This window comes from Micromonospora sp. NBC_00421 (assembly GCF_036017915.1).
In the GTDB taxonomy this organism is placed as follows: domain Bacteria; phylum Actinomycetota; class Actinomycetes; order Mycobacteriales; family Micromonosporaceae; genus Micromonospora.
In genome coordinates this window covers 6,677,112-6,695,763 of sequence record NZ_CP107929.1, presented here as the reverse complement: position 1 = coordinate 6,695,763, position 18,652 = coordinate 6,677,112, and the positions used below count along the sequence as shown (strand labels likewise).

Here is an 18,652-nt window from a genome sequence, read left to right as displayed (position 1 = left end):
GGCCGGACCCGGGAGCCGGCCGGTCGCTGCGGCGGGTCAGCGGTCGAGGACCAGGCCGACCTTCTGGAACTCCTTCAGGTCGCGGTAGCCGCACTTGGCCATCGCCCGACGCAGCCCGCCGAAGAGGTTGAGCTGGCCGTCCGGCTCGTCGGCCGGGCCGAAGAGCAGCCGCTCCATCGAGCCGAGCGGTTCGCCCGCCACCTCGAACGCGCCACGCGGCAGCGACGGGTGGCTGGCCGCCGAGTGCCACCAGGCGCCGCCGGCCGGGGCCTCCGCGCAGAGCGACAGCGGCTCGCCGAGCATCACCGCGTCCGCGCCGCAGCCGAGCGCCTTGGCGATGTCGCCGGAGGTCTGCATGTCACCGTCGGCGATCAGGTGGACGTAGCGTCCGCCCGTCTCGTCGAGGTAGTCGCGGCGGGCCGCGGCGGCGTCGGCGATCGCGGTGGCCATCGGCACCCTGATGCCGAGCACCGACTCGGTGGTCGACCAGTCGTCGCCGCCGATGCCGACGATCACCCCGGCCGCACCGGTACGCATCAGGTGCAGCGCGGTCTTGTAGTCGGTGCAACCGCCGACCACCACCGGGAGGTCGAGGTCGGCGATGAACTCCTTGAGGTTCAGCGGCTCGTCGGTGGTCGAGACGTGCTCGGCCGAGACGATGGTGCCCTGGATGACCAGGATGTCGACGCCCGCGTCCAGGATCACCGGGGCCAGCGCCAGGGTGTGCTGCGGGGAGACCCGGACGGCCACCGTGCTGCCACCCGCCCGCAGCTCGCGGACCCGCTCGGCGATCAGGTCGGGGCGGATCGGCTCGGCGTAGACCTCCTGGAGCCGCTTGGTCGCGCGGGCGTCCTCGCCCAGGTCGGCCAGCTCCTCCAGGACCTTGGCCGGGTTCTCGTACCGGGTCCAGAGGCCTTCGACGTTGAGCACTCCCAGACCACCGAGCTGGCCGAGTCGCACCGCCGAGGCGGGGCTCATGGTGGCGTCCGAGGGGTGACCGACACAGGGGATGTCGAAATGGTAGGCGTCGAGCTGCCAGCCGGTGGAGACGTCGTCGACGTCCCTGGTGCGCCGGCTGGGCACGATGGCGATGTCGTCCAGGTGGTAACCGCGCTGCGCGGTCTTGCCCAGCCCGATCTCGACCACGTCACGCATGAGGGACTCCAGGTGGTTGGGGGGTGGTGGGTCAGCGGGTGTGGTAGTTGGGCGCCTCGACGGTCATCTGGATGTCGTGCGGGTGGCTCTCCTTGAGCCCGGCCGCGGTGATCCGGATGAGCTGGCCCCGGTGGTGCAGGTCGGGGATGTTCTCCGCGCCGGCGTACCCCATCGCCAGCCGCAGCCCGCCGACCAGCTGGTGGGCCACCCGGGACAGCGGCCCCCGGTAGGGCACCTGGCCCTCCACGCCCTCCGGGACCAGCTTGTCGTCGCTGAGCACGTCCTGCTGGAAGTAGCGGTCCTTGCTGTACGACTTGGCCTGCCCCCGGGACTGCATCGCGCCGAGCGACCCCATCCCCCGGTACGCCTTGAACTGCTTGCCGTTGACGAAGATCAGCTCACCGGGGCTCTCTTCGCAGCCGGCCAGCAGGCTGCCGAGCATCACCGTGTCGGCGCCGGCCACCAGGGCCTTGGCGATGTCGCCGGAGTACTGGATGCCGCCGTCGCCGATAACCGGGACGCCGGCCGGGCGGGCCGCGCGGGCCGCCTCCATGATCGCGGTCACCTGCGGCACGCCGACCCCGGCGACGATCCGGGTGGTGCAGATGGCACCCGGGCCGACCCCGACCTTGACGCCGTCGGCACCGGCGTCGACAAGCGCCTTCGCCCCGGCGTAGGTGGCCACGTTGCCGCCCACGATGTCGATCGTGACGTCGGCCTTGAGCCGGCGGACCATGTCCAGCACGGCCCGCTGGTGACCGTGCGCGGTGTCCACGATCAGCACGTCGACGCCCGCGTCGACAAGGGTGCGGGCCCGCTTGTAGGCGTCCTCGCCCACCCCGATGGCGGCGGCGACCCGCAGCCGGCCCGCGTCGTCCTTGGTGGCCTCCGGGTACTGCTCGCTCTTGGTGAAGTCCTTCACGGTGATCAGGCCGCGCAGCCGTCCCGCGTCGTCGACGATCGGCAGCTTCTCGACCTTGTGCTGGCGCAGCAGCGCCAGCGCGTCGTCCTTGCTCACCCCGACCGGGGCGGTGACCAGCGGCGTCCGGGTCATGATCGCGTGGACCGGGGTGGCCGGGTCGGAGACGAAACGCATGTCCCGGTTGGTGACGATGCCGACCAGTTGGCCGTCGCCGTCCACCACCGGGACGCCGGAGATGCGGTAGCGACCGCACAGCTCGTCGACCTCGCGGAGGGTGTCCTCGGGGCTGGCCGTCACCGGGTTGGTGATCATGCCGGACTCGGAGCGCTTGACCAGGTCGACCTGGAGCGCCTGGTCCTCCAGGGAGAGGTTGCGGTGCAGCACGCCGATGCCGCCCTGGCGGGCCATCGCGATCGCCATCCGGGCCTCGGTGACGGTGTCCATCGCGCTGGACAGCAGCGGGATGGTCAGCTCGACATTGCGGGTGAGCCTGGTGCGGGTGTTCACCCGGCTGGGCACCACGTCCGACTCGCCCGGCTGAAGCAGCACGTCGTCGAAGGTCAGGCCGAGCGGCACCACCCGCGCCGACCCGGCGGGCAGCTCCGGCAGGTGGCCCGCCAACTCGCCGTTGTCGACGCCGGCCGGACGATCGGTGCTGGGCGAATTCTCCACGATTGCTCCCCTGAGCTGCTCGGACGGGATTCAGCGAGGCGGCGCGCGCGGCGACCGGCGCACGCCGGGGTGACGGCGAGTCGTCTCATCGTACCCACTGAGCAGGGCGGCCCTCGTGGGCGACCGGCCGGGGTCGGCGATGCCACAGCGACCGGCGGGGGACGCGTGGCGCGGGCGTTGGGTCTACGGTGAGGGGGTGCACGACGAGCCCATCGACCCGTTCAACGGCGACCCGGCCGATCCGGCTGCGGGGCTGGACGACCCGGTCGACGACGCCCCGCTCGACCCGCTGACCGAGGTCGAGCGGCAGGACGTGCTGGAAGACCTGGCCGACCTGGAGATCTACCAGGCCCTGCTGGCCCCGATCGGGGTCCGCGGGCTGGTCATCGAGTGCGAGGACTGCCGCGAGCCGCACTACTTCGACTGGGACCTGCTCCGGGGCAACCTGCGTCACCTGCTCAGCTCCGGTCGCCCCCGGGTGCACGAGCCGGCCTACGACCCCGACCCCGACCACTACGTCACCTGGGACTATGCCCGTGGCTACGCCGACGGGGTGCACGACACGCTCACCGAGTCCTCCGGGGACGACGCCGACCCGGACGACTGACGCTCAGCTGACCAGGCCGGCGCGGAAGCCGGCGGCCACCGCGTGCGCCCGGTCCCGGGCACCGAGCTTGCGGAACAGCCGCCGAGCGTGGGTCTTGACGGTGTCCTCCGAAACGAAGAGTTCCCGGCCGATCTCCGCATTACTCTTGCCCTCGGCCATCCCGAGCAGCACCTGGAGTTCGCGTTCGGTCAGTCCGACGGAGGTCCGACCGCTGCGCGCGCCGGGAGCCGGTCGCGGCGACGCGCCGGCCGGGGCCGTCCCGGTCGCCGTGGCCTCCGATTCCCCGTCGACCTCGTCGTCACCGCGCTGCACGGGCACCACCGACGGCGCTCCGGGCGTCCCCTCGGCCGCCGCCTGTGACCAGCCCGCTGTCGGCGTACGACCGGTGGTGGATCGGGGTGGCGCACCGACCGCGGCGGTGTCCCGGGCAGGGTCGGCGACCCGGTGCCGGGCGGGGCGTCCGGGCGCGGAGAGCAGCAGCAGGGCCTTGGCCACCGCGCTGGTCAGGTCGTGGTCGGCGCCCTGGATCAGGCCCCGCGCCCCGGCGCTGATGGTGGCCGCCGCCGCCTCCGACTCCTCGGTGCCGAGCAGCAGCACCGCGGCCTGCGGCGCGCGGGCCAGCACCCGGCGGACGAAGCCGGCGCTGTCCGGCCGGGTGAGCGCCGTGTCGGCGAGCACCACGTCGACCGGGCGCTCGGCGAGCCGCAGCATCACCTCGGGATCGGAGACGGCGGTCCGGACGACCGCAGCCAGGCCGAGTCGCGCCGCCGCATTGGTCAACTGCTGTGCGGCGAGCGGTGTCCGAACACATACGAGAACGGTACGCACGGTGGTCTCCTCTCCGGACACGAGCAGACCATGACGGGGTCCACCGGGGAGGAGGTTCCGGGCAATCCTTCGAACTTTTCCGGCATTTGGGTCATATGCCGCATGCTGTCGGGCTTTTTCGATCTCAGCACGTGTGAGGCCACGGGGGTTCGGGTACCGAAGCTGCACGCCGGAAACGGGGTACGCCAGCGCGGACCACAGCCCGGACGCCGGTTCAACGAGGATCTCCGCGGTGCCGCGCGGGAGGAGGGGTGCTGATGTCGAACGTACGTAGACTGCCCGGACCCATCGTCGACCTGTGGGACTGGCAGCGTCTCGGCGCCTGCCGGGGCCGGGACAGCGCCCAGTTCTTCCACCCGGACGGCGAGCGCGGCTCGTCGCGGTTGCGTCGGGAGTCCGGCGCCAAGTCCGTGTGCCAGGCCTGCCCGGTGCGGGCCGAGTGCGCCGCCCACGCCCTCGCGGTCCGCGAGCCGTACGGCGTCTGGGGCGGCCTCAGTGAGTCGGAACGGCTCCGCCTGCTCGCCCTCGGCTGGGAGGACCTGGCCGACCGCCGGCAGACCCGGGTGGACATCGCCCGCATGGAGGCCCGGCTCGGCGCTTCGCACAAGACCGCCGTACCGGCCCAGCGCAAGATCGCCTGACCGACCCACCACACCTCGACGAGGCCGCACTCCGATCTCCGGAGCGCGGCCTCGTCGTTTCCCCGGCCCCCGGCCCCGACGCCGGGCCGGCCGACACGCACGAAGAGCGGGGCGGGCCCGGCATCACCGGACCCGCCCCTCATTCCACCCGATCCCGCTCCCGAGCCGCCCTACGGCTCACCCGGTGCGGCGTACGCCGCCGGTCGCGGGAGTCAGGAACAGCGGGGTCCCACCTGCGTCACGCCGTCAGCGCTGCAGGGTCAGCAGACCCGGCCGGTACGGCAGGAGGCCGTAGTCACCGCCCGAGTTCGTGGCGCGGCCCTGGTACAGCAGCTGCAGGTTGCACGGGTCGATCGTGTTCGTCTGATCCGCGCTGGTGCGCAGCAGCTCGCCGTGGCTGATGTCGTTGGTCCAGGTGGCACCGCTGTTGGCCTTGCCCGCGAACGGGTTGTTGTAGGTCGTCGCGTTCGGCGTCCAGGTGCCGCTCAGGCTGGTCGCCGTGAACGAGCGGAAGTAGCGTTCCCAGGAGCTCGTCCTGGCCTCGATGATCATCAGGTACTGGTTGCGGCCCTGCACCTTGTAGACCTGCGGCGCCTCGAAGATGTTCTCCGAGGTGTCGCTCATGATCGTCGTGTAGTTGGAGCCGAAGCTGCCCGGGAAGTTCCCGATCGGCATGATCTGGCGGTAGATCCTGCCGTTGTCGCCGGCGAAGAACAGGTACATGTTCTGGTCGTCGCCGATGATCGTCTGGTCGATCACGCCGGTGCCGGAGTCGGTGATCTTCGCGGTCGACAGGGTCTGCGCGGCCGACCAGCCGTTGGCGTTGGCCGGGTTGGTCGACGTGCGGTACGAGAACGACGTCCCGCCCCACTGGTGGGCGAGAACCCAGATGTTCTTCGGCGCGAAGTAGAACAGCGACGGCGCGACGGTGCTCTGGCTCATGGTGTTCTGGGGGGCCGAGCCGAGCTGGTTGAGGTTGTCGACCAGGCCGAAGTTCATCGAACCCCAGCCGCCGGTGGCGCTGCTGCTGTGGGTGGTGGCGTACACCAACTGCTTGCCCTGGTAGGGGGCGATGGTGAAGTCCTTGAGTGACGCCCAGCCGGACTTCGGCTGCGCCAGCGGGCCGGTCGACGACCAGCGGTACGTCGACGGCAGGGAACAGTTACCCGGCGGCGGGGTGGTCGGCGGAGGCGTCGTCGGCGGCGGGGTGGTGGGAGGCGCGGTCGTCGGCGGGGTGGTGGGCGGGGTGGTGGGCGGGTTGGTCGGCGTCGTGCCGCCGTTGCAGGCCACCCCGTTGAGGGCGAAGCTCGTCGGGACCGGGTTGCTCGACGTCCAGGCCCCGTTGAAGCCGAACGACACCGAGCCGTTGGTCGGGATCGCGCCGTTGTAGCTCACGTTCTTGGCGGTCACCGCCGACCCGCTCTGCGTCACGGTGGCGTTCCACGCCTGGGTCACCGACTGCCCGGAGCCGAAGGACCAGGTGAGCGTCCAGCTGCTCACCGCGTCGCCCAGGTTGGTGATCGCGACGTTGGCGCCGAAACCGCCACCCCACTCCGAGGACACGGCGTAGTTCACCGAGCAACCCGCCGCCGCGGCACCCGCCGGCAACGCGGTGACGATCGACGCCGACGCCAGCAACGCGACACCGGCCGAGACCAGGCCGACATTGGCCGATCTGGATCTGGACATAAAACACCCTCCTGACGGGATGGCGACCTGCACATTGGTGGTGGTCGTTGTTAGGTGAACGTTAACAGTCGCGTCAGGTATGTTACGGGAGCGCTCCCACAGCCTCAACCCTCGATACCGCAGTGGAATTTCCGGTAATCAACATATCGATCATGCCTGATGACAGACGGGTGCTGGAGAATCAGCGGACGGTGACCTTCACGCGGTGCCAACCGGTCGCGCCGTCGGGAGCCACCGGCGCGGCCAGCGCGGTCTGGGTCTCGCCGTCGCGGTCGGTGGCCCGCACCTGGAGGGTGTGCTCACCCGGGGTCGCCGACCAGCGCCAGGACCACTGCACCCAGGTGTCCACCGACACCGCCGGGGCGAGGGTCGCCTCCTGCCACCCGCCACCGTCCACCCGTACCTCGACCCGGCTGATCCCCCGGTGCTGCGCCCAGGCCACCCCGGCCACCACCACCTCACCGGCGGTCAGCCGGTTGCGCGGGCGCGGAGTGTCGATCCTCGACTGCGTCTTCACCGGCCCCTGCGCCGACCAGCCGCGCGGCACCCAGTACGCGTCGAAGTCGGCGAAGCTGGTCAGCTCCAGCTCGGTGACCCACTTGCAGGCCGACACGTACCCGTAGAGGCCGGGCACCACCATCCGCACCGGGAAACCGTGCTCGACCGGCAGCGGCTCGCCGTTCATCCCCACCGCCAGCAGGGCGTCCCGGCCGTCGCGCAGCACCGCCGTGGGGGTGCCGCAGGTCCAGCCGTCGACAGAGCGGCCGACCACCTGGTCGGCCCCCTCCTCCGGCTCCGCCTCGTCGAGCAGCTCCTTGATGGGTACGCCCAGCCAGCGGGCGTTGCCGATCAGGTCCCCGCCCACCTCGTTGGAGACACAGGCCAGGGTGACGTACCGCTCGACCATCGGGCGGGCGAGCAGCTCGGCGAAGGTCAACTCGATCGGGTTGCGGACCCGGCCGTGGATGCGCAGCCGCCACGTCCGCGGATCGACCTGCGGCACCACCAGCGCGGTGTCGATCCGGTAGAAGCCGCCGTTCGGGGTGGTGTAGGGGGCGAGCTGGGCCAGCGAGAGATCCGCGCCGGGCGGCACCGCCGGCGCCACCGCCGACGGGGTGGGCAACGCGACGGCCTCCCGAGCCGCCGAGACCCCCCGTCGACCGGCGAGCCAGTGCCCGCCCAGCCCCACCACTGTCGCCGTGCCGGCGAGCAGGCCGGCCCCGCGCAGGAACCGCCGCCGGGACTCGGGGTCACTCGGCTCCCCGAGCTCCCGCCCGGCCGCCCGGGACGGCTCGGGGACCGGAGTCGGCTCGCGCGCCGGAAACGGCTCGTCCGTCGGGGCCGGCTCGTCCGTCGGGGCCGGCTCGTCCGTCGGGGCCGGCTCGGGGCGGGCGGCCGGGAAGGCGGTGGGCAGCGGAGTGGGTGGCCGCCAGGGCCAGGGGTCGAGCTGCAGCGGGCCGGCCACGAACGCCCAGAGCACCAGCCCGCCCAGTCCCCCGCCGACCAGCGCGGGTAGGGCGTCGGCGACATCCGCGCCGGCCCGGGTGAGCGCGGCGGCGGCACCGAGGCCGGCGAACGCCGCGATGCCCAGCAGGCCGACGGAGAGCCGGCGCGCGGCCAGCACGCCGATCCCGGCGGCGAACGCCGCCAGCAGCACCGCCGTCCCGACCAGCAAGGCGATCTTGTCGTACGTGCCGAAGACGTCGATGGCGAACTGCTTGAGCGGCTCGGGGACCACGTCGACCACGACCCCGCCGACCGCGATCAGCGGGGCGGAACGCGGGCCGGTGAGGACGGCGACCGGCTCGGCGACACCGATGGCCACCACGGCGGCGGTGACCCCGGCCAGCGCGGCGAAGCCACGGGAGGTGGTGCTCATCAGGCCAGTGTCGTCGATCGACCACCCCGGCCGCCAACCACGTCACCGTTCCGTAAGCAGCTGCCCCCGGACGCGTCAGGGCGCACCGCCGACGTACGACGATGCGCCCTGAACAGGCGTGCTACCGGGTCAGAATCCCGGGCCGTGCTGGTGGCCGTGACCGTGACCGTGGCCGTGCCCACCGGCGGCGGCCGGCTCCGGCTGCTCCGGCTTCTCCACCACGAGGCTCTCGGTGGTCAGCAGCAGACCGGCGATCGACGCGGCGTTGGTGACCGCGTTGCGGGTCACCTTCACCGGGTCGATGATGCCGGACTTGACCAGGTCGACGTACTCGCCCTTGGCGGCGTCGAGGCCGTGGCCCCACTCCTTGCCGGCGACCTTCTCCACCACCACGTAACCGTCGTGGCCGGCGTTCTGGGCGATCCAGCGCAGCGGCTCGACGAGCGACTTGCGCACGATCGAGACACCGACCTTCTCGTCACCGGTCAGGCCGAGGTCGTCGTCGAGCACCGAACGGATCTGGGCCAGCGCGGCACCGCCGCCGGGGACCGTACCCTCCTCGACCGCGGCCTTGGTCGCGGCGATCGCGTCCTCGATGCGGTGCTTGCGCTCCTTCATCTCGACCTCGGTCGCCGCGCCCGCCTTGATGACCGCGATGCCACCGGAGAGCTTGGCCAGCCGCTCGGCCAGCTTCTCCCGGTCCCAGTCGGAGTCGGAGGCCTCGATCTCCTTGCGGATCTGGGCGACCCGGTCGGCAACCTCGGCGGACTTGCCACCGCCGTCGATGACCGTGGTGTTCTCCTTGTCGACCACGACCCGCCGGGCGGTGCCGAGCGCCTCCAGGCCGACCTGGTCGAGCCGGTAGCCCAGCTCCGGGGCGACCAGCTCGGCGCCGGTCAGGATCGCCATGTCCTGGAGCATCGCCTTGCGGCGGTCGCCGAAGCCGGGGGCCTTGACCGCGCAGACCTTGATGGTCTTGCGGATCGCGTTGACCACCAGGGTCGACAGCGCCTGACCGTCGACGTCCTCGGCGACGATCAGCAGCGGCTTGCTGTTCTGGAGGACCTTCTCCAGCAGCGGCAGCAGCTCCTCGATCGCCGAGATCTTCTGCGTGGTGATCAGGATGTACGGGTCGTCGAGCACCGACTCCTGAGACTCCGAGTCGGTGACGAAGTTCGGCGAGATGAAGCCCTTGTCGAACTGCAGACCCTCGGTCACCTCCAGCTCGGTGGTGAGGGTGGAGCCCTCCTCGACGGTGATGACACCGTCGCGGCCGACCTTCTCCATCGCCTCGGCGATCAGCTCGCCGATGGTGGCGTCCTGCGCGGAGATCGTCGCGACGTGCGCGATCGACTTCTTGTCGGCCACCTCTACGGCCCGGCCGAGCAGCGCCTCGGAGACCTTGGCCGCCGCCGCGTCGACACCCCGCTTGAGGCCGGCCGGGTTGGCACCGGCGGTCACGTTGCGCAGGCCCTCGCGCACCATCGCCTGGGCCAGCACGGTCGCGGTGGTGGTCCCGTCGCCGGCGACGTCGTTGGTCTTCGTCGCCACCTCCTTGACCAGCTGCGCGCCGAGGTTCTCGTAGGGGTTGGTGAGCTCGATCTCCTTGGCGATGGTCACACCATCGTTGGTGATCGTCGGCGCACCGAATTTCTTGTCCAGGACGACGTTGCGCCCGCGCGGGCCGAGGGTGACCTTGACCGTGTCCGCGAGGGCGTTGACACCGTGCTCCAGCAGGTGCCGGGCGTCGTCCGAGAAGCTCAGGATCTTCGCCATGAATGTCCCTTCGAAGCGACGTCGCCCCGGCCCGGCGAGCCGGACCGGGGCGACGACACTGGAATCGGTTGGTTACTTCTCGATGACCGCGAGAACGTCGCGGGCGGAGAGCACCAGGTACTCCTCGCCGGCGTACTTGATCTCGGTGCCGCCGTACTTCGAGTAGAGGACGGTGTCGCCGACCTTGACGTCGAGCGGCACGCGGTTGCCCTTGTCGTCGATCCGGCCCGGGCCGACGGCGAGGACGGTGCCCTCCTGCGGCTTCTCCTTGGCGGTGTCGGGGATCACGATGCCCGACGCCGTGGTGGTCTCAGCCTCGTTCGCCTGGACCACGATGCGGTCCTCGAGCGGCTTGATCGCAACCTTGGTCGCGGTAGTCACGGGCATACCCTCCTGGGGTACTTGGTTTCGTTGCCGGCCGAGAGTCCGACCAGCGTCAATTGCCACATGCCACCGGGCGGGGCCGTCGTCGCGGGTGCCGGTCCGCCTGGCGTTCAGCACCCGGACCGGATGGCCCGGGACGCTGGCACCCTCAGGGTGAGAGTGCTAATCGCAGGTTATTCCTCGGCTAGCACTCCGTCAAGGAGAGTGCCAACGAGACACCTCCCGTGTCGCCCCGGCCCAACCCCGGCCATGATCGACTCAACGGTGGCGACCCTGCGGTGCCGACCCCGCCCGGAGGCCGCGACCTCGGCCCGCCCGAGTCGACCTCCGGGACGGACCGGACAATGGGCGGGTGGATCTGGACCAGTTCGCCGCGCTGCGTACCCCCGAGGGGTCGGCCGTGCTCACCGCGGCGACCGAGGTGGCCGGCGGCGATCCGCTGGCCGCGGCGGCGGCGCTGCGGTCGCGCGGGGTGCCGGCCGGGCTGGCCGCCGCCGCGCTGACCCAGGCCGAGCTGCGCCGCCGGGCGGTCGGCAAGTTCGGCCCGGAGGCGGCCGGGATGTTCCTCACCCGCCCCGGCCTGGAGCAGGCCACCCGGCGGGTGGTCGCCGACCGGCGGGCCGCCCGGCTCGCCGCCGCCGGGGTGCGCGCCCTCGCCGACCTGGGCTGCGGCCTCGGCGCCGACGCGCTCGCCGCCGCCCGCGCCGGCATCCGGGTGTACGGGGTGGAGGCCGACCCGGTCACCGCCGCGCTGGCCGCCGCGAACGCCGAGGCCGCCGGGCTGGCCGCGATGTTCACCGTGGAGTGCGGCGACGCGACGGCGTTCGACGTGACCCGGGTCGACGCGGTCTTCTGCGATCCGGCCCGGCGACGGGCCGGCACCGGACGACGGATCTTCGACCCGAACGCCTACTCACCACCGTGGGACTTCGTCACCGGGCTGGCCGGGCGGGTGCCGCACACGGTGGTGAAGGTGGCCCCCGGCCTCGACCACGCGCTGATCCCGGCCGGGGCCGAGGCGGAGTGGGTGAGCGTCGACGGCGACCTGGTCGAGGCGGCCCTCTGGTGTGGTCGGCTCGCCGAGGTGCCCCGCCGGGCGACCGTGCTGCGGCCGGGACCCGCCGACCGGCAGCGCTCGGCGAACGGCACCGCCTCCGGTCGGCCCGCCGGCGGCGAGCCGGCCGCCGCCCACCAGTTGACCGGCACCGGTGCGGCCGAGGCCAAGGTCGGACCGGTCCGGCGCTACCTGTACGACCCGGACCCGGCGGTGGTCCGCGCGCACCTGGTCGCCGAACTGGCCGACACCCTCGACGCGACGCTGGCCGACCCGACGATCGCCTACCTGTACGCGGACACCCCGCAGCCGACCCCGTTCGGCCGCTGCCTGGAGATCGTCGACGTGCTGCCGTTCTCGCTGAAGCGGCTGCGCGCACTGCTGCGGGAACGTCGGGTCGGCCGGGTGGAGATCCTCAAACGGGGCTCGGCGCTGACGCCGGAGCAACTGCGCCGGGACCTGAGGCTGGTCGGGGAGAACCCGGCCAGCCTGGTGCTGACCCGGGTCGCCGGGGCACCGACGGTGCTGGTCGGTCGACCGGTCGCGGGCGGGGGCCGGCCGGGCTAACGTGGCCGGCATGGCGGGACAGGCCACCGCGGCGACGGCGTTGCTGACCAAGCGGAAGATCACCTACCGCACCCATCCGTACGACGTCTCCCCGGACGCGCCGAACTACGGCGCGCTGGTCGCGGCGGCTCTCGGGGTACCGCCGGAGCGGGTGTTCAAGACGCTTGTCGCCGAGGTGGACGGGGCGCTGGCGGTGGCGGTCGTCCCGGTCACCGGTGAGCTGGACCTCAAGGCGCTGGCGGCGGCGTTGGGCGGCAAACGGGCCGCACTGGCCGACCGGGCCGCCGCCGAACGGAGCACCGGTTACGTGCGGGGTGGGATCAGCCCGCTGGGGCAGCGGCGACGGCTGCCGACGGTGGTGGACGTCTCCGCGCTGGAGCACGACACCGTCTATGTCTCGGCCGGCCGGCGGGGGTTGCAGCTCCAGCTCGCCCCGACCGACCTGGTGGCCCTCACCGGGGCCGGCACCGCGCGGATCGCCGCCGGCTGACCGGACCCCCCGACCGCGACCAGAGTAGTCGCGGAACGGACACGCAGCGTGATTGCGGGACGGGTGTCCTGCGGGTGACAACCGCGTTGCTGAATTGTTACCGCCGCCAACAAACTTCTGACCTCGGCAGTCTTGCGCCCGGAACGCGAGCGGGAATACGTTGCCGGACACAACAAAACACCGAACCACTCCTCCCCCACCCTCGAAAGGACCCGTGCAGACATGCGCAAGGGCTTCCTCACCTTCGCCGCCGTGGGCCTGCTGGCCACCGGCAGCATGGCCGCCTGTGGCGACGACTCCAAGAGCGACGACGCCGGTGGCAGCACCGACAAGAAGCCGAAGATCGGCGTGATCCTGCCGGACAGCAAGTCCTCCGCCCGCTGGGAGACCGCTGACCGCAGGTTCCTCAAGGAGGCGTTCGACGCCGCCGGTGTCGAGTCGGACATCCAGAACGCGCAGAACGACAAGAACGCCTTCCAGACCATCGCCGACCAGATGATCACCGGGGGCGTCACCACCCTGATGATCGTCAACCTGGACTCCGGCACCGGCAAGGCCGTGCTGGACAAGGCGAAGTCGCAGGGTGTCGCGACGATCGACTACGACCGGCTGACCCTGGGCGGCTCCGCCCAGTACTACGTCAGCTTCGACAACGAGGCCGTCGGCAAGCTCCAGGGCGAGGGCCTGGCCAAGTGCCTGACCGAGAAGGGCGTCAAGAACCCGACGGTCGCCTACCTCAACGGCTCGCCGACCGACAACAACGCCACCCTGTTCAAGAACGGCTACGACTCGGTGCTCAAGCCGAAGTTCGACTCGAAGGAATACACCAAGGGCCCGGACCAGGCCGTCCCGGACTGGGACCCGGCGCAGGGTGCCACCATCTTCGAGCAGATGCTCACCCAGACCGGCGGCAAGATCGACGGTGTGCTCTCCGCCAACGACGGCCTCGGCAACGCGGCCATCTCGGTGCTGAAGAAGAACAAGCTCAACGGCAAGGTCCCGGTGACCGGCCAGGACGCCGACGTGACCGGCCTGCAGAACATCCTCGCCGGTGACCAGTGCATGACCGTCTACAAGGCCGTCAAGAAGGAGGCCGACGCGGCCGCCGAGCTGGCCATCGCCGTGGCGAAGGGCGAGCGCAAGGAGACCGGTCAGACGGTCAAGGACCCGGAGAGCGGCCGGGACGTTCCGTCCGTGCTGCTGGAGCCGAAGGCGATCGACAAGTCGACCGTCAAGGACGTGGTGGCCGACGGCTACGTCGACAAGGCCAAGCTCTGCACCGGTGCGTACGCGGCGCTCTGCACCGCGAACGGCATCAGCTGACCCGTACGACAAGCGTCGTACCCCGTCGACGCGACGCCGCCCGGCACGGAGCCTCGTGCCGGGCGGCGCTCGACGCCGGACGGGCTCCGAGATCTTCCCTCCGTCCGAAGGAGACCCCCGTGTCCGCGACCCCCCTGCTGGAACTGCGCGGGATCGACAAGAGCTTCGGTCCCGTCCAGGTCCTGCGCGACGTCGCCCTCGCCGCCCACGCCGGAGAGGTGACCGCACTGGTCGGCGACAACGGTGCCGGCAAGTCCACCCTGGTCAAGTGCATCAGCGGCATCTACCCGGCCGACGCCGGCGAGTTCCTCTTCGACGGCCGCCCGGTGAGCATCAACAGCCCCCGGGACGCCGCCACGCTCGGCATCGAGGTCGTCTACCAGGACCTCGCGCTCTGCGACAACCTCGACATCGTGCAGAACATGTTCCTCGGCCGGGAGAAGCACAGCGGGCTGGTGCTCGACGAGCCGACCATGGAGCAGATGGCGGCGGACACCCTCGCCGGGCTCTCCGTGCGGACGGTGAAGTCGCTGCGCCAGCACGTCTCCAGCCTCTCCGGCGGCCAGCGGCAGACGGTGGCCATCGCCAAGGCGGTGCTCTGGAACAGCAGGCTGGTCATCCTGGACGAGCCGACCGCCGCGCTCGGGGTCGCCCAGACCGCCCAGGTCCTCGAACTGGTCCGGCGGCTGGCCGACAACGGCCTGGCCGTGGTGCTGATCTCGCACAACATGAACGACGTCTTCGCCGTCTCCGACCGGGTCGCCGCGCTCTACCTCGGCCAGATGGTCGCCCAGGTGAAGACCACCGACATCACCCACTCGCAGGTCGTCGAGCTGATCACCGCCGGCCGCTCCGGCAACCTCGGCCTCACCGGCGAACCGGTCACGGCCGGCAACGGCAACGGCGCGCGGCCCGCCGACACCACTCCAGGAGGCGTTCGATGACCACCACCGCCGTGCACAAGGAAGGGCCGGCGGCAGTCACCCCGACGCCGACCGTCGGCAGCCACCTCCGCGGCTACTGGGGTCGGGTACGCGGCGGCGACATCGGCGCGCTGCCCGCCGTACTCGGGCTGATCGTGCTCTGCACGGTCTTCTCGATCATGCGGCCGTCGTTCCTCACCGCCGGCAACTTCGCCAACCTGTTCACCCAGGGCGCGGCGGTCACCCTGATCGCCATGGGGCTGGTCTTCGTCCTGCTGCTCGGCGAGATCGACCTCTCCGCCGGCTTCGCCAGCGGGGTCTGCGCGGCCATCCTGGCCAACGTCGCCACCAAGGCCGGCTACCCCTGGTACGTGGCAGTGCTCGCCGCGATCCTCACCGGCGTGGTCATCGGCACCGTGCTCGGCTTCCTGGTCGCGAAGATCGGCATCCCGTCCTTCGTGGTCACCCTGGCCGGCTTCCTCGCCTTCCAGGGCATCGTGCTGATGCTGATCAGCGGGGGCAGCAACATCCCGGTCAACGACGAGGTGCTGGTGGCGATCGCCAACCGCAACCTCCCGCCCACCCTCGGCTGGGCGCTGGCCGCCATCGCGGTCGGCGGGTACGCGGCCGTGCAACTGCTGCGGCACCGTAAGCGGCTGGCCCGGGGCCTGACCACCGACCCGATGGCGGTCGTGCTCGCCCGGATCGGCGGGCTGACCCTGATCCTCGGCCTCGCGGTCTACATCCTCAACCAGGAGCGCAGCCGCAACGTCCTGATCAACTCGCTCAAGGGCGTGCCGATCGTGGTGCCGGTCATCGCGGTGCTGCTGATCGTCTGGACCTTCGTGCTCCAGCGCACCAGCTACGGCCGGCACGTCTACGCCGTCGGTGGCAACAAGGAGGCCGCGCGGCGGGCCGGCATCAACGTCGACCGGATCCGGATCTCGGTCTTCGTGATCTGCTCGTCGATGGCGGCCGTCGGCGGCATCGTCGCGGCGAGCCGGGCCAACTCGGTGGACCCGAACACCGGCGGCAGCAACGTGCTGCTCTACGCTGTCGGCGCGGCGGTGATCGGCGGCACCAGCCTCTTCGGCGGTAAGGGCCGGGTCCTCGACGCCGTGCTCGGTGGCGCGGTGGTCGCCGTCATCGACAACGGCATGGGTCTGATGGGTTACAGCGCCGGGGTGAAGTACGTGGTCACCGGCGTGGTGCTGCTCCTCGCGGCCAGCGTGGACGCGCTGTCACGCCGCCGGGCCAACGCCTCCGGCACCCGCTGATCCGCGTTCACCACCGGCGGGACGTGGGGTGCCAGCGACGATGCGGGTAGGACCGAGCCAGGACGAGATCCGACGGCAGAACCTCGGGGCGCTGCTCCGGCACGTCCACGTGCACGGCGCCACCTCCCGCGCGGAACTCACCACCGCCCTCGGGCTCAACCGCAGCACCATCGGCGCGCTCACCACCGACCTGGCCGGTGCCGGGCTGGTCAGCGAGGGCACGCCCAAGGAGACCGGCCGGGCCGGGCGACCGTCACTCGTCGTCCGGCCCGAGTCGGCCCGGGTCTACGCGTACGCGTACTCGATCGAGGTGGACCGGCTGCGGGCCGCGCGGGTCGGGCTCGGCGGCGAGGTGCTCGACCGCCGTGAGCTGGACCGGCCGCGTGACCTGGATGCCGCCGAGACCGCCCCGATACTGGCCGGCGCGCTCAAGCAGATGCGGGAGCGGGTGCCGCCGGGGTCCATCTGCGTCGGCGCGGGTGTCGCCGTCTGCGGCATGGTCCGCAAGGCCGACGGGCTGGTCCGGCTCGGCCCCACCACCGGTTGGGTGGACGAGCCGATCGGCGCGGCGCTCGCCGCCGAGGTGGGCGTGGAGCTGCCGGTCACGGTCGGCAACGTGGCCGACGTCGCCGCCTTCGCCGAACACGCCCGGGGGGTCGCCGCCGGCTGCGACAACGTCATCTACCTCTACGGCGACGTCGGCGTGGGCGCCGGCATCATCGCCGGAGGCCGCCGGCTGACCGGCCACGGCGGGTACGGCGGCGAGGTCGGGCACATGGTGGTGGTGCGCGACGGCACTCCCTGCGAGTGCGGCTCCCGGGGCTGCTGGGAGACCCAGATCGGCGAGTACGGGCTGCTCCGGGCCGCCGGCCGCTCCGACGCCCGGGGCCGGGAGGCGCTGCTGGCCGTCTTCGACGCCGCCGACCGGGGTGACGCCCGCGCCCAGACCGCGGTACGGCACGCCGGGGACTGGCTCGGCTTCGGGGTGGCGAACCTGGTCAACATCTTCAACCCCGAGATGGTCATCTTCGGCGGCACCATGCGGGACCTCTACCTGGCCGCCGCCGCCCAGGTCCGCAGCCGGCTCAACGAGACCGGGCTGCCCGCCTGCCTGGAACACGTCCGGCTGCGCACCCCCAAGCTCGGTGACGACGCGGCGTTGATCGGTGCGGCCGAGCTGGCCTTCGAACGGCTCCTCGCCGACCCGCTCGACGTCAGCTGAGCCGCCGCGCGGTCCCGCCCGCACCTCCCCCGCCCGGCGAGTTGGTCGGCCCGATGAACTGATCGGCCCGGTGGTCCGTACCAGTGGACGGACGGGCAGCCTGTGGGTCGCTGCCCGGCAGGACAGGTCGGCCCGGATCGAGGAGGCACCGCAGCATGGCACCGCTGGATTCCGTACGTCGTCGGCGAGGGCACCGGACCTACCGGGTGGCGGTGCTGCTCGTCGCTTTCCTGGCCGGGCTGGTCGTGCTACCCGGCATGGCCGTCGCCGCTCCCGGCGTCCAGATGAACGCCGCCGACGTGGCGCTGCTCAACGGCGTCCGGCTCGCCGGCCTGTGGGAGATGCCGGCCGGCACGATGGCCGCCGACAAGGGTCAGTCCGCGCGGGTGCGGGAGGTCGGCGCGGAGATCGCCCGGCAGCACGGCATCCTCGACGAGCTGGTGGTGCAGGCCGCCAACAAGCTGGGCGCGACGCTGCCGAGCGATCCCACCACCGAGCAGAAGGGGTGGCTGACCGAGATGCAGAACGCCTCCGGTGCTCAGTTCGACCAGATCTTCGTGACCCGGCTCCGGGTGGCGCACGGCAAGATCTTCCCGGTGATCGGTGCGGTCCGGGCCAGCACCCGGGACAACACCGTCCGCAAGCTCGCCGACCAGGCCAACAAGTTCGTCAACGACCACATGGCCATGCTGGAGAGCACCGGGCTGGTCCGCTGGCAGCAGATGCCGCCGGCCGCGATCCCGGCCGCGCAGCAGGACTCGCTGGTCGCCGCCGCCCAGGCCGGTGCCGCCGCCGGCCCGTCCGTCGCGATCAGCACCACCGTCGTCTGGGCGGTCTTCCTGCTCGCGCTCGGCGCGGGCGGCTACGCCACCTGGCGGATCATGCGCCGCAGCTGATCCCACGCACCTGACCGACGGCCCGCAGGCGGCACCACCGCCCGCGGGCCGTCCGGCTGTCCGGCGGCCGGCCGGGGGCCCGCTGTGGTCAGCGGTCGACCTGGGTGAAGTCCCAGGAGTGCGGCGGGCGGGCGACCAGCGTGGCCGGCGGCTCCGGCAGCGCGCGGGGGCTGCTGCGCCACTTCGAGATGACCACCACCCGGTGGTCGGTGGACGAGAAGACCTCACTGGACACGTGCAGCGGGTCGTGCTCGAACTCGGGCAACGCGGTCTCACACACCCAGGTGATCAGGTCGGCGAAGCCGTACGACTCCGCCCGCGCCTCCCACATCCGTACGATCACGTCG

The 18,652-nt window shown here is 71.8% G+C and carries 16 protein-coding genes and 2 pseudogenes; 10 read left to right on the top strand and 8 right to left on the bottom strand.

Features of this window, described 5'->3' with window-relative positions:
- Positions 1–36: 36 nt before the first annotated feature.
- On the bottom strand, positions 37–1,155 hold the full coding sequence (locus OHQ87_RS28895; protein WP_328342994.1) for a GuaB3 family IMP dehydrogenase-related protein: 1,119 nt from the start codon (positions 1,153–1,155) through the stop codon (positions 37–39).
- A 31-nt stretch (positions 1,156–1,186) separates the two neighbouring features.
- Positions 1,187–2,749, bottom strand: a complete 1,563-nt coding sequence (gene guaB / locus OHQ87_RS28890; RefSeq protein WP_328342992.1) for an IMP dehydrogenase — start codon at positions 2,747–2,749, stop codon at positions 1,187–1,189.
- A 196-nt stretch (positions 2,750–2,945) separates the two neighbouring features.
- Between guaB and OHQ87_RS28885 the strand changes: the two genes are divergently transcribed.
- Entirely contained in the window at positions 2,946–3,356 is a 411-nt protein-coding gene (locus OHQ87_RS28885; RefSeq protein WP_328342990.1) for a DUF5319 domain-containing protein, read from the top strand.
- A gap of 3 nt (positions 3,357–3,359) precedes the next feature.
- On the opposite strand, the gene OHQ87_RS28880 is transcribed toward OHQ87_RS28885, so the two are convergent.
- Entirely contained in the window at positions 3,360–4,184 is an 825-nt protein-coding gene (locus tag OHQ87_RS28880) for a helix-turn-helix transcriptional regulator (RefSeq protein WP_328342988.1), read from the bottom strand.
- 257 nt (positions 4,185–4,441) lie between these two features.
- Here OHQ87_RS28880 and OHQ87_RS28875 point away from each other — a divergent pair, with 257 nt between their 5' ends.
- Entirely contained in the window at positions 4,442–4,825 is a 384-nt protein-coding gene (locus OHQ87_RS28875) for a WhiB family transcriptional regulator (protein WP_328342986.1), read from the top strand.
- 246 nt (positions 4,826–5,071) lie between these two features.
- Here OHQ87_RS28875 and OHQ87_RS28870 read toward each other — a convergent pair whose 3' ends face one another.
- The 4 genes from OHQ87_RS28870 to groES form a co-directional block, all read right to left on the bottom strand.
- Entirely contained in the window at positions 5,072–6,514 is a 1,443-nt protein-coding gene (locus tag OHQ87_RS28870; protein WP_328342984.1) for a non-reducing end alpha-L-arabinofuranosidase family hydrolase, read from the bottom strand.
- 181 nt (positions 6,515–6,695) lie between these two features.
- Positions 6,696–8,393 carry a molybdopterin-dependent oxidoreductase gene (locus tag OHQ87_RS28865; RefSeq protein ID WP_328342982.1) on the bottom strand — a complete coding sequence of 566 codons (1,698 nt, stop codon included), beginning with the start codon at positions 8,391–8,393 and terminating at the stop codon, positions 6,696–6,698.
- A 129-nt stretch (positions 8,394–8,522) separates the two neighbouring features.
- On the bottom strand, positions 8,523–10,169 hold the full coding sequence (gene groL / locus OHQ87_RS28860; protein ID WP_328342980.1) for a chaperonin GroEL: 1,647 nt from the start codon (positions 10,167–10,169) through the stop codon (positions 8,523–8,525).
- A 72-nt stretch (positions 10,170–10,241) separates the two neighbouring features.
- Complete coding sequence (groES, locus tag OHQ87_RS28855; RefSeq protein WP_084261531.1) at positions 10,242–10,556, bottom strand: co-chaperone GroES; 315 nt, start codon at positions 10,554–10,556, stop codon at positions 10,242–10,244.
- A 349-nt stretch (positions 10,557–10,905) separates the two neighbouring features.
- Between groES and OHQ87_RS31480 the strand changes: the two are divergent.
- The 8 genes and pseudogenes from OHQ87_RS31480 to OHQ87_RS28820 all read left to right on the top strand — a co-directional run.
- A pseudogene (locus OHQ87_RS31480) lies at positions 10,906–11,668 on the top strand (methyltransferase domain-containing protein); the annotation flags it as partial.
- 65 nt (positions 11,669–11,733) lie between these two features.
- Positions 11,734–12,174: pseudogene (locus OHQ87_RS31475) on the top strand (THUMP-like domain-containing protein); the annotation flags it as partial.
- A 10-nt stretch (positions 12,175–12,184) separates the two neighbouring features.
- Positions 12,185–12,664, top strand: a complete 480-nt coding sequence (gene ybaK / locus OHQ87_RS28845; RefSeq protein ID WP_328342973.1) for a Cys-tRNA(Pro) deacylase — start codon at positions 12,185–12,187, stop codon at positions 12,662–12,664.
- Between the two features lie 222 nt (positions 12,665–12,886).
- Positions 12,887–13,987 carry a sugar ABC transporter substrate-binding protein gene (locus OHQ87_RS28840; protein ID WP_328342971.1) on the top strand — a complete coding sequence of 367 codons (1,101 nt, stop codon included), beginning with the start codon at positions 12,887–12,889 and terminating at the stop codon, positions 13,985–13,987.
- Between the two features lie 119 nt (positions 13,988–14,106).
- Positions 14,107–14,931 (top strand): ATP-binding cassette domain-containing protein, encoded by an 825-nt coding sequence (locus OHQ87_RS28835; protein ID WP_328342970.1) that lies wholly within the window; start codon positions 14,107–14,109, stop codon positions 14,929–14,931.
- Entirely contained in the window at positions 14,928–16,187 is a 1,260-nt protein-coding gene (locus tag OHQ87_RS28830; protein WP_328342969.1) for a sugar ABC transporter permease, read from the top strand. The genes OHQ87_RS28835 and OHQ87_RS28830 overlap by 4 nt, the downstream gene beginning before the upstream one ends.
- A 40-nt stretch (positions 16,188–16,227) precedes the next feature.
- Positions 16,228–17,409, top strand: a complete 1,182-nt coding sequence (locus OHQ87_RS28825; RefSeq protein ID WP_328342967.1) for an ROK family protein — start codon at positions 16,228–16,230, stop codon at positions 17,407–17,409.
- A 155-nt stretch (positions 17,410–17,564) separates the two neighbouring features.
- The gene (locus tag OHQ87_RS28820; protein ID WP_328342965.1) at positions 17,565–18,305 is read left to right on the top strand and encodes a DUF4142 domain-containing protein; all 741 of its coding nucleotides are present in this window, start codon (positions 17,565–17,567) and stop codon (positions 18,303–18,305) included.
- 88 nt (positions 18,306–18,393) lie between these two features.
- Here OHQ87_RS28820 and OHQ87_RS28815 read toward each other — a convergent pair whose 3' ends face one another.
- On the bottom strand, positions 18,394–18,648 hold the full coding sequence (locus OHQ87_RS28815) for a hypothetical protein (protein ID WP_328342964.1): 255 nt from the start codon (positions 18,646–18,648) through the stop codon (positions 18,394–18,396).
- Positions 18,649–18,652 lie beyond the last annotated feature (4 nt).

What these genes read in the sequence shown, in the direction of transcription:
- OHQ87_RS28870 (WP_328342984.1), bottom strand. Translation starts at nt 6,514, where the DNA reads ATGTCCAGATCCAGATCGGCCAATGTCGGCCTGGTCTCGGCCGGTGTC.
- groES (WP_084261531.1), bottom strand. Translation starts at nt 10,556, where the DNA reads ATGCCCGTGACTACCGCGACCAAGGTTGCGATCAAGCCGCTCGAGGAC.
- OHQ87_RS28820 (WP_328342965.1), top strand. Translation starts at nt 17,565, where the DNA reads ATGGCACCGCTGGATTCCGTACGTCGTCGGCGAGGGCACCGGACCTAC.
- ybaK (WP_328342973.1), top strand. Translation starts at nt 12,185, where the DNA reads ATGGCGGGACAGGCCACCGCGGCGACGGCGTTGCTGACCAAGCGGAAG.
- OHQ87_RS28830 (WP_328342969.1), top strand. Translation starts at nt 14,928, where the DNA reads ATGACCACCACCGCCGTGCACAAGGAAGGGCCGGCGGCAGTCACCCCG.
- OHQ87_RS28875 (WP_328342986.1), top strand. Translation starts at nt 4,442, where the DNA reads ATGTCGAACGTACGTAGACTGCCCGGACCCATCGTCGACCTGTGGGAC.
- groL (WP_328342980.1), bottom strand. Translation starts at nt 10,169, where the DNA reads ATGGCGAAGATCCTGAGCTTCTCGGACGACGCCCGGCACCTGCTGGAG.
- OHQ87_RS28865 (WP_328342982.1), bottom strand. Translation starts at nt 8,393, where the DNA reads ATGAGCACCACCTCCCGTGGCTTCGCCGCGCTGGCCGGGGTCACCGCC.
- OHQ87_RS28825 (WP_328342967.1), top strand. Translation starts at nt 16,228, where the DNA reads ATGCGGGTAGGACCGAGCCAGGACGAGATCCGACGGCAGAACCTCGGG.
- OHQ87_RS28840 (WP_328342971.1), top strand. Translation starts at nt 12,887, where the DNA reads ATGCGCAAGGGCTTCCTCACCTTCGCCGCCGTGGGCCTGCTGGCCACC.
- OHQ87_RS28895 (WP_328342994.1), bottom strand. Translation starts at nt 1,155, where the DNA reads ATGCGTGACGTGGTCGAGATCGGGCTGGGCAAGACCGCGCAGCGCGGT.